Here is a 9,166-nt window from a genome sequence, read left to right as displayed (position 1 = left end):
CCGACCGTCCGGCCGGATGCGTGTTCGCCAGCTGGTTCGGGCGGTTTCTGCCCTCACCTTGTTACGCGCTGGGAAGCGTTCCGACCGTCCGGCCGTAAAACGGCTCAGAAACGCGGAGAGGGCACCGGGAGACTCTCCCGGTGCCCTCTCCGCGAGGAAAGAAGGTCAGTCCTCCCTGCCATCCCGCGCGGCGCGGTAGGTCATCAGCTCCCGTACCGCGTCAGCCCGTTCTGACACTTCCCGGAACTCTGCCAAGGCAGCGTCACGGGTGCGGATCACGGCGCGACGGGAACCGTAGGCACCCCCGTAGCGCTTCTGCGCCACCTTGGACAGGATGCCCGCCCGTCCGATGTCATCGGCCTTGTTCCCCTCGTTGAGCACGTCCGCGAGAACAGGGAACTCCCTGCCGTCACCGAACGCGTGGTGCCAGATGGCCTCACTGTTGGCGGCAAGGTGTGTGGAGACCGCTACGAACTCCATACGAGCCGCAGTCTTCATCAGCTGTGCCCCAGGGGTCGCGTCGGTCTCGCTTGGCTTCTTGTCGATCCTGTAGCCGTTGCGGCGGGCAGCGTCCCGCACGGCGGTGTACTGGATGCTGTCACGGGTGGCGACAAAGGTTCCGCCTTGCTTCGTGACATAGAGCCAGGAGTCCGGTTCCCGCGTGGCCACGGAGTAGGTCACTGGCTCAAACGTCCGGATGATCTTCCCGAGGAGCTGAGCGAAGAGCAACACCGCATCCTGCGTGGTGTCGTCGCTCACGTCCGCCGTGCCGTAGCCACGGCCGGTGTAGGTCGCGTTGCCATCCATCCGCTTACGGGAGTCCGTGGCGTCGACCACGCGGCAGAACTTCCGCGCCTTGAGATGAATCGCGTGCCAGTCGTCCGCCGTCACCCTTGCCATGTCTTCCAGCTCGACTCGCGTGCCCGGAAGAGCGGACGGCGTGTCCGAAGAAAAGGCGTTGTTGGTCACGAGGTCTCTCCTCTGCTTTGCGGGAACCCCGGGGGTGTCGTCCCGCGCCCGGTGCCGATATCTAATTCTCCATCTATGCGCGCCCGAATACAACCCCCAATCGTCCACCAATTCATGATTCTTTATGTGGCGGGAAAGTGATGGAATGACAATCGGAAGGCGCGGACCAAAGGGCGAGGAAAGGAAGAAGAAAAGCCAAAAGCGAAGTGCAAGAAAAAGCGAAATACAAAAACAAAAACCCGACCGCAAGGAGAAGAGGAAACGCATCAATCTGAGAAGTGGAGCTTGCACAGGAGTCGCGCGCCGCCAGCGCACCGGTCCCCGCATCGACTATCAGCTCGTTGCCTCGCTATTAAGTCGCGGCGTGCTTGGGTGGGTGCCGTACCTCGTCTGACCTGCGTAAACGGCGCTTCGTTCACCCACCCGTCTTTACGGGGGGTCCGGTGGGGGGTCCCGTGGGGGGTCCGGTGGGGGGTCCGGTGGGTGTAGGGATCGGATCTACCTGGCCACTCGCCGTGCTACTTGGCCACTGCGTGGCCAGAACTCGGTCTACTTGGCCAATCCGCTGGTCAGGGCCTCGCTGTGCATCGCGCTGGCACCGCCAGCGCTGGCCAACACCGGCGGCGGCTGGCGCACCGGTGCTGGCCAACTACCGTGACCTGCCAGCTCGGAGTGGCCATCTCCGGCCGATCCCTACAGTGGGCTGGAGGGGTCGGATCTACCTGGCCACTCGCTTGGGCGACGTGGCCGCAGCTCGGCCTGCTGGGGAAATCCGCTGGTCAGGGCCTCGCTGTGCATCGCGCTGGCGCCGCCAGCGCTGGTGAATGCTGGCGCTGGCGGCGCTGGCCCCCGACCGCGGCCGGCCGAACCCTATCCCGGGGTTGGAGATCCGGGTTGATGGCGAGCGGTCGGCGCAGCTGGCGAGTGACGGCGACCCGCCAGCCACACCCCTACACCGTCCGCCGCGCACCCTGCTGGCGGAGCATGTGAGCGATCCGCTGATTTGGGCTCTATGGCTTTCTGTCGGCGGCGCCAGCTGCCGTTCGCCGACTGCGGTGTGAAGGTTGGTACGCCAACCCTCGCCAACAACAGCGACTGGTCCGCACGGAATCGCCATCATCACCCGTCCTCCAAGCGGAGGTGAGAATCCCGACCCTCGCGGCCCATGGCCATGGTCCTGCCCCAATACGACGGGAGCGCGTCCTGGTTGAGATTCCGGAAGAGGCGGCTCACACGAACGCCGATGTCGTGAGGGCTTCTATTTTGTCACCGAGATCGCCGGGGTGGCGGACGGGCGGTCGGGTACGAGCTGCCCGCATCGTCGGAAGATGCGTCGACCGGCAGCCTGCCTGGTCGGCGGCCTGTCGTTGGAGGGCGGGCTTGTGGGAGCCGCCGGATGAGCCGTCCGGAGGCTGGCGGGGCCCGCGGGATCGCGTGACGTGATGAGCATCATGTCGGCGGAGGCGGGCTGGGTGGCTTGGGGTGGTCGTCCCGTCGCGGTGACGGCGTTTCCGCAGGTAGCGGGGCTGCGGCGCCGCGATTCGGCTCAGGTCTGTGCGCCGCGGGGCGGTGGACAGACCCTTGGGCAGCACCGTGACGGCCGCATACCGGATTGTCACCTTACGGCCCGATAGTGCAGCCTTGGGGCAACTGCCCGTCACGCAGAGGGGCTACGGGGCGGCGAGGTAGTCGCGCTGCGCGGCGGAACGGTCGAGCAGGCCAGGGGGTCTGCGGATCTTCCGTGGGAGTGAACGTGACAGGGACTGACGATCTGTCTGACGTTGATCGGCGTATTCTGCTGCACGATCTGCGCCGTACGCTGAGCCCTGGCTGGCTCCCGGACGTGCTGGTCACGCTGTCGGGCGGTCCGCAGCCGTTTACGAGCTTGTTGCGCACCTTGCGTAGCTATGACGTTCCGCGGGGCCGGCGCTGGCCGCAGCCGCTGATCCAGCAGGCCGTGTTGATCCGGACGTTGCGGTGGATGCAACACCGAGGGCTGGTCGAGCGGATGCGGGAGCGTGTGTTCCCCTTCGGGACGGTCTACTGGCTGACCCCGCCGGCGAAGGAACTGGCGGACCTGGTCGCGCCGATGGCGCAGTGGGCCGCGGCGCACGAGGAGCTGTTGGAGATGGATCGGCGGGCGTGGGCCGAGCGGCGGCGCGGCCGGTAGAACGGCGGGAACTGTCGGTGCGCGGTCAGGCGGACCGCGTACCGGGCGGGCCGGGTCGCATCGCGGCCTGGATGACGCGATCCGTGTCAGGGGTGGGCCGCTCACCGATCTCGGCGAGGGCTGCGACGAGCTGGCGGTAGGTGGCCTCGACGGCGTCGTGGCGGCCGAGGCGGGCCTGGGTGCGGGCGATCTGGACGTAGAGCCCTTCGTTGTAGGGGTCGAGGCGGCGCAGCGTCTCCAGCAGGTCCAGGCGCTGGGGGTTGTCCTCCCCGACGGCGGCGGTGATGCTGGCGAGCGCGTCGGAGACCTGGCGGCGCAGGTTCTCGCGGTGGGTTTCGGCCCAGGTGCCGGCGATGTCGTCGGAGAGGTGGCCGGTGTAGGTGGCGGCCAGCGGGAGGATCGCGGCGAGCTCGTCGGCGGTGGTTGTCGCGCGGCGGCGTGCGTCGAGGGCTTCGTCGACCTGCCAGAGGTCGACGGTGATCAGGTCGCGGCGTAGCCGCCAGCGCCGGTCATCGTGGTCGAAGACGTCGTCGATCGTCCCGTCGGTGGCGGCGGCGAGGCCGCGGCGTAGTTGGCTGATGGCGGCGTAGAACCGGTTGTCCCGCTGGCGTGGGAGCTTGCCGTCGTCGGGCCAGACCGCGTCGATGATGGTGCGGCGCTGCGCGCCGTCGGGATGAGCGGCGAGGTAGGCCAGGATCTCCTGGCTCGGGCCGCCGATGCCGTCCACGGGCTGGTAGTCGCCGTCCGGTGCTGCCCGGTACCGCAGTTGTAGCCGGCCGAACAGGGTGAGCAGCAGCGGCGTGGCCGCCCGCGGACGGCGTGGAGCGCTCGCGGCCGGCGTCGGCGGTACCGCGTCTGTGGGCTCAGCGGAGGCTGCCCCGCCGCGGGGTGGGAGCGGCGTGTCTGGGCCAGGCGGCTCGTCGGCGTTCGGTGACACGTCGGGCGTTGGCGGAGGCGGCGGTGCGGGTGTGACCGTGGCGCTACTGGGGGGCGGCGCGGAGGTGGGCGGTGGGGGCGGGGGCCCCTGGGTAGGGTTTGCCCGCCGGAAGTCCTCCTGGTTGGCGGCCGGTGCGTCGGCGTCGGCGAGCAGGTCGAGTAGCTGGCCGGTGTCGTTCTCGGGCAGGGTGAACAGCCGGTTGCCGATGAGCGCGGCGGCGATGTCGGGGCTGGCGGCACCGATGACCCCGTCGGGCCGGACCCGGGCGGTCGCGCCGGGGCGCCACTGGCCGTAGAGGATGCCGAGCACGCCGAGGGGGGAGCCGTTGTCGAGGATGGCTTGGAGGCGGCGGTCGGAGGTCTGGTCGGGGGTGGCGAGGACGATCAGGGACGTCTGGCGGGGGTCCTCGCCGGCGGCGGCGCGTCGTGCTCGGGTGACGACGTCGGCTTCCAGCCGGTCCAGCAGGGTGGGCAGGGCTGCGACGACGTGCAGCCGCTGCGGCGGCGTGGCGGTGGTGCCTTCGCCCAACAGCCGCCATACGTCGGCGGCGGGGATGAGGATTTCGGCGGGGGCGGCGTCGGGCTGGTGGCGGTCGGCGAGCAGGGTGACGAGCAGGGCGCGGATGGCGGCGTCGGCGCCGGGTCCGATCAGTCCGAGGCCGCGGGTGGCGGCGAGGTCGAGCGCGAGGGGTTGGCCGTCGCCGGTGGTGCCGACGATCCGGGTGCCGGGTGGGGCGGCGTGGGTGGTGGCGGTGGCTGCGGCGTGGCGGCGGCCGGTGATGTGCGGGTCACCGGGCGGGCGCACGACGACGAGTTCGCCGTCGGTGTCGCGTTCGGCGGTGGCGGTGTTGTAGGCGGCGGCGAGCTGGTGGATCACCGGTGCTTCGTTCAGGTCGTCGCGGACACCACTGCCGGGGACGTAGTGCCGGCGACGCCACAGCCGTACGGAGAACAGCGCGACGACCAGGAGCGCGACGGCACCCAGCCCGAGATAGCCGCCGGAGGGGAACTGGACCCCCGGCGGTCGGGACGGAGTGGATGGGTACGCAGGCGGCGCGGTGCTGGGGCTGGGGCTGGGTGCGGCCGGGCTGGTGGGCGGGCTGACGGGCGTCGGCGGCGCGGCGCCGCCCGGGGCGGGGGTGCTGACCGGAGGGGTTGGGGTGGCGGGTGGGCTGGCCGCCGGTGGGCTGACAGATGACGGCGTGGTGGTCGTCGGCGCGGGGCTGGCGGGTGCCTGGCTGGTCGGGGGTGTGGGCGGAGGGCTGGACGGTGCGTTCCCGGCCGGGGACGGGGTGGTGGCTGGCTGGGTGGGCAGGGTTAGGACCCAGCCGGGGCGGATCAGGCCGGGCTGGGTCAGCGCACGCCCGTCGGCCTGGAGGACGCCGTGGTTGAGAGCCCAGATCTCCGGCCAGCGGGCGCCGTCGCCGAGGCAGCGGTCCGCGATCCGCCACAGGCTGTCGTAGACGCCATTGGCCGGCAGCTGCACGACCGCGGTCCCCGCCGCCGCGGCCGGCAGCGCCGGATCGGTCACGCTGGTGGCGGCGACCGGGACGAACCGCGGGGCGGCGGGCGCGGTGGCGACGGCCGGCGCCGCGGCCGGCCCGCTGGCCGGGGTGAGGGGGCCGCGGGCCTGGAGGACGGTGAGCAGCACCGCGCCCAGCAGGAACGTGGCCAGCCCCCGCATCCCGCCTGCGGGCAGCGGCGGGCGGTGTGACGGCCAGCGGGCTTCGCGGACGACCTCCGGCACGGCGACGACGACCGAGAGGGTGAACGCGGCCCACAGCGGCCAGAGCAGGACCGCGAGGATGTCCAGCAGCAGCGTGTCGTCCATCGGGCCGGTCAGCCGCGCCTCGATCTCGTCCCAGGACGGCACGTGGTGAGGAAGCGGCCAGCCGATGAAATGCGCGAGCCCCCACGGCAAGCCGACGATCAGCGCGATGAGCGCGGCGAGGGCGAGGGCGGCGCGGACGAGCCGGCCGAGGGCCAGCCCGCCGGCGGCAATCCGGCGACGGATCGGCCGGGCTGGGATCGGCCGGTGGGAGGCGGGTCGGCTCACGGGGCTGCTCCGGCGGCGGGTGGGGCGGGGTGGGCGCTGCCGGTGCCGGTGACGGTGAGCGTGTCCAGGCCGACGATGCCGAGCAGCTGGTTGTGGTGGGTCACGGTCACTGTGACGGTCACCGTGTTGTCGACGACGGTCACGGTGCCGGTGGCGCCGGCCTGGGCGAGGTAGGCGCGGGCGGCGCCGGCCGCCTCGTCGGGCAGCAGCCGGACCGTGCCCGTGGACCGGTAGGTCGTCAGGTCGAGCTGCTGGGCGCCGGCGCGGGCGGCTTCCTGCGCGATGCCCATCGCGGTGGTCTTGTCGGCCAGCGCGCCGCCGGCGTCCAGGATCAGCCCACCGAACATCACGAACGCGGCGGCCACGACAACAACGAAGGCGGTGACGGTCCCCTCGTCCCGCCCATGGGCGGACCGGCCGGGGCTCACGATGCCTGTCCAGGCCGGTCGCCGAACGTGTCTACGGGCGAGGTCGAGGAGGCGCGCAGGGTCGCGCTGCCCGGGGTGGCGAGCATCGCGAGGTCGTCGAGCCGAACCGTGCAGGCCACGGTCACCCGGACCAGAGCGCCCGGCGCCAGTCCAGCGGTGTCGGTGTCGACTGTCAGATCCTGGCAGGTGACCCCGGCCCCGGCCAGCGCGGTCTGCGCGGTGGCGCGGGCGTCAGCGACCGCCTCGGCGGGGGTGGCGGCGAGCGAGGCGGCGCGGGCGGCCTGGTGCGCCACATCGGCCATCCGCAGCTTCGCGTCCGAGATCCGGTAACACAGCACGAGGAACAGCAGCATGAGCAGCAGCACCGGCACAATCAGCACCAGCTCGGCGGTCGCGGACCCTCGGTCCGAGCCAGTCGCCGCAGGCGGGGAGATTGAAGGCGTCACGGTGTTGCAGGACATCCCGTGAGTTCGATCTCCGGCTTCCTTCGCTGGCAGAGGTGTTCCTCCTGGTGGACAGCGCCTCGGCAGCCTGGGGGGAAACCTTGACGGGACGTTGAAATTCCTGAAGGTCTGCGGGTATCTTCGTCGCTTCGTTGCTTTCGCTGAAGCGGAGTGTTCATGGGTCTGGCGGCGGTGCGCTCGATCGGGTCCGCGGAACGGTTCAAGGACCCGTCGCCGCAGGCGATGGAGGAGCTTGAGCAGGAGCTGATCGACCAGTACGCCCTCGCCGCGGTGGGGGCCGGCCTGACCGACAGCCACATCGCGCAGGAACGCTCGACCGTGTTCGAGTTCCTGCGCTTCCTCGGTCGCCCGTTGTGGTCCGCCGGGCCGGCGGACGCGGACCGGTTCCTGGCCCACCAGCGGCGCGAGCGTGGCAACGCGCGCAGCACCGTGCAGAGCAAGGCATGGACGTTGGCGCGGTTCTACGAGTTCGTCATCGACCGCTATCAGGGCGACATCCACACCCTGACCGGTGCCGTGGTCGTGCAGCCGGTGGACGAGTTCAACCGGCCGGTGAAGGTCGGCCGCGACACCGTCCGCGTCCCTCCGCCGGAGGCCGACGTGGCGGTTCTGTTCGACGCGTGGCGGGACGCGGTGCCGTCGGCCCGCAAGTATCTGCCCGCCGCCCGCGACTACTTCGCCGCGTCGCTGTGGCGGCGGGCTGGGCTGCGTATCACCGAGACGGTGCGGCTGGACATCCGTGACTGGCGCCCTGACCTCGGCGAGCACGGCCGGCTGCATGTGCGGTTCGGCAAGGGCAGCATGGGTCGCGGCCCGAAACCGCGGATGGTGCCTGCGATCAACTCCGTCGACTGGACCGTACCCGCTTCGGTGGACGCCCGACGTAGCTGCCCGATCCGTCGGGAGAGCTGGACATGGGTGCGACACGCCGTAGATTTACCGAGGAGTACAAAGAACAAGCGGTAGCTTTCGTCATCGACGGCGGCCGTCCGGTCGTCGAGGTCGCCCGGAACATCGGCGTCCACGAGATGACGTTGGGAAAATGGGTGAAGAAAGCGAAGGAAGAGGCCGAGCCGTCGTCGCCGGACGCCCCCCTGGACGAGTCCGAACGCGCTGAACTCGTCCGCCTACGCGGCGAAGTCAAAGACGCGAACTCCACCATCAACGAGCTGCAGATGCAGGTCGAGTTCGCAAAAAAAGTAGCGACCTGGTTCGCGAAGGGAAAGCAGTGAAGTTCGCTGCCATCGCGGACTGGGCTGCCTCCGGTGAGTTCCCCGTCGCGTTCATGTGCGCCGAACTCGACGTGTCCCGCTCCGGCTACTACGCCTGGTCCCGGGCCGTGCCCAGCCAGCGTTCCCTCGACGACACCACCTACACCACCCTGATCAGGAAGATCCACGCCGACGGACGCGGCAATCCCGGCGTCCGCCGGATCCGCGCCGGCCTGGCCGCCGCCGGCCACCAGCTCTCCCACAAGCGGGTCTGGCGCCTCATGCAGGCCGCTGGCCTGCAAGGACGCCACCCCAAGGCCTGGAAACGCACCACCGTCGCCGGCGACCAGCCCGTCCCCGCACCCGACCTGATCTCCCGCGACTTCACCGCCACCGCACCCGACACCCGCTGGTGCGGCGACATCACCTACGTCAGGACCTGGGACGGCTGGGCCTACGTCGCCACCGTGATCGACCTCTACTCCCGCGCCGTCGTCGGCTGGGCCACCGCCGACCACATGAGAACCAGCCTCATCACCGACGCGCTCGACAACGCACTCACCCGACGCCAACCACCAGCAGGAGTGATCTTCCACAGCGACCGCGGAACCCAGTACACCTCGCAGGAATTCAACGCCTACTGCAAGAAGAACGAGATCCGCCGATCGCTCGGACGCACGGGAATCTGCTACGACAACGCCGTCTCGGAATCCTTCTTCGCAACCTACAAGAAGGAACTCGTCCACACCCGCCCCTGGCCGTCACTCGCCGACCTGAAGAAAGAGACCGCGGACTGGATCGAAAACTACTTCAACACAACGCGACGCCATTCGACGCTGGAATACTTGACGCCCAAGGAATACGAGATAGGCTACAGGAACATCAGTCAACTGGCAGCCTAAACGGGCGTCCAAAAAAGCGGAAACACTCCA

The 9,166-nt window shown here is 70.0% G+C and carries 7 protein-coding genes and 1 pseudogene; 4 read left to right on the top strand and 4 right to left on the bottom strand.

Features of this window, described 5'->3' with window-relative positions:
• Positions 1–165: 165 nt before the first annotated feature.
• The gene (locus B207_RS0130695; protein WP_026311614.1) at positions 166–969 is read right to left on the bottom strand and encodes a hypothetical protein; all 804 of its coding nucleotides are present in this window, start codon (positions 967–969) and stop codon (positions 166–168) included.
• Between the two features lie 1,741 nt (positions 970–2,710).
• Between B207_RS0130695 and B207_RS42480 the strand changes: the two genes are divergently transcribed.
• On the top strand, positions 2,711–3,139 hold the full coding sequence (locus tag B207_RS42480) for a winged helix-turn-helix transcriptional regulator (RefSeq protein WP_268258236.1): 429 nt from the start codon (positions 2,711–2,713) through the stop codon (positions 3,137–3,139).
• 25 nt (positions 3,140–3,164) lie between these two features.
• Here B207_RS42480 and B207_RS42475 read toward each other — a convergent pair whose 3' ends face one another.
• Genes B207_RS42475 through B207_RS0130670 form a run of 3 tightly spaced genes read right to left on the bottom strand, consistent with a single transcriptional unit; the run spans position 3,165 to position 6,939 of the window.
• Positions 3,165–6,131 carry a BTAD domain-containing putative transcriptional regulator gene (locus tag B207_RS42475; protein WP_018640521.1) on the bottom strand — a complete coding sequence of 989 codons (2,967 nt, stop codon included), beginning with the start codon at positions 6,129–6,131 and terminating at the stop codon, positions 3,165–3,167.
• A complete protein-coding gene (locus B207_RS0130675) occupies positions 6,128–6,559 on the bottom strand; it encodes a pilus assembly protein TadG-related protein (RefSeq protein ID WP_018640520.1) in 432 nt (143 codons plus the stop codon). The genes B207_RS42475 and B207_RS0130675 overlap by 4 nt, the downstream gene beginning before the upstream one ends.
• Positions 6,556–6,939 (bottom strand): pilus assembly protein TadE, encoded by a 384-nt coding sequence (locus B207_RS0130670; protein WP_230205331.1) that lies wholly within the window; start codon positions 6,937–6,939, stop codon positions 6,556–6,558. Before B207_RS0130670 ends, B207_RS0130675 begins: the two co-directional genes overlap by 4 nt.
• 240 nt (positions 6,940–7,179) lie before the next feature.
• Here B207_RS0130670 and B207_RS36470 point away from each other — a divergent pair.
• From B207_RS36470 to B207_RS0130655, 3 genes and pseudogenes are all read left to right on the top strand, one after another.
• Positions 7,180–7,875: pseudogene (locus B207_RS36470) on the top strand (tyrosine-type recombinase/integrase); the annotation flags it as partial.
• Positions 7,876–7,937: 62 nt separating this feature from the next.
• Positions 7,938–8,255 (top strand): transposase, encoded by a 318-nt coding sequence (locus B207_RS42185; RefSeq protein ID WP_018635312.1) that lies wholly within the window; start codon positions 7,938–7,940, stop codon positions 8,253–8,255.
• The gene (locus B207_RS0130655; protein ID WP_018635313.1) at positions 8,252–9,136 is read left to right on the top strand and encodes an IS3 family transposase; all 885 of its coding nucleotides are present in this window, start codon (positions 8,252–8,254) and stop codon (positions 9,134–9,136) included. Before B207_RS42185 ends, B207_RS0130655 begins: the two co-directional genes overlap by 4 nt.
• Positions 9,137–9,166: the final 30 nt, after the last annotated feature.

This window comes from Parafrankia elaeagni (genome assembly GCF_000374165.1).
GTDB classification, from domain to species: Bacteria; Actinomycetota; Actinomycetes; order Frankiales; family Frankiaceae; genus Parafrankia; species Parafrankia elaeagni.
This window is presented reverse-complemented; position numbering and strand designations above follow the sequence as displayed.

Coding starts and splice junctions, on each gene's coding strand:
- B207_RS42185 (WP_018635312.1), top strand. CDS start 7,938: ATGGGTGCGACACGCCGTAGATTTACCGAGGAGTACAAAGAACAAGCG.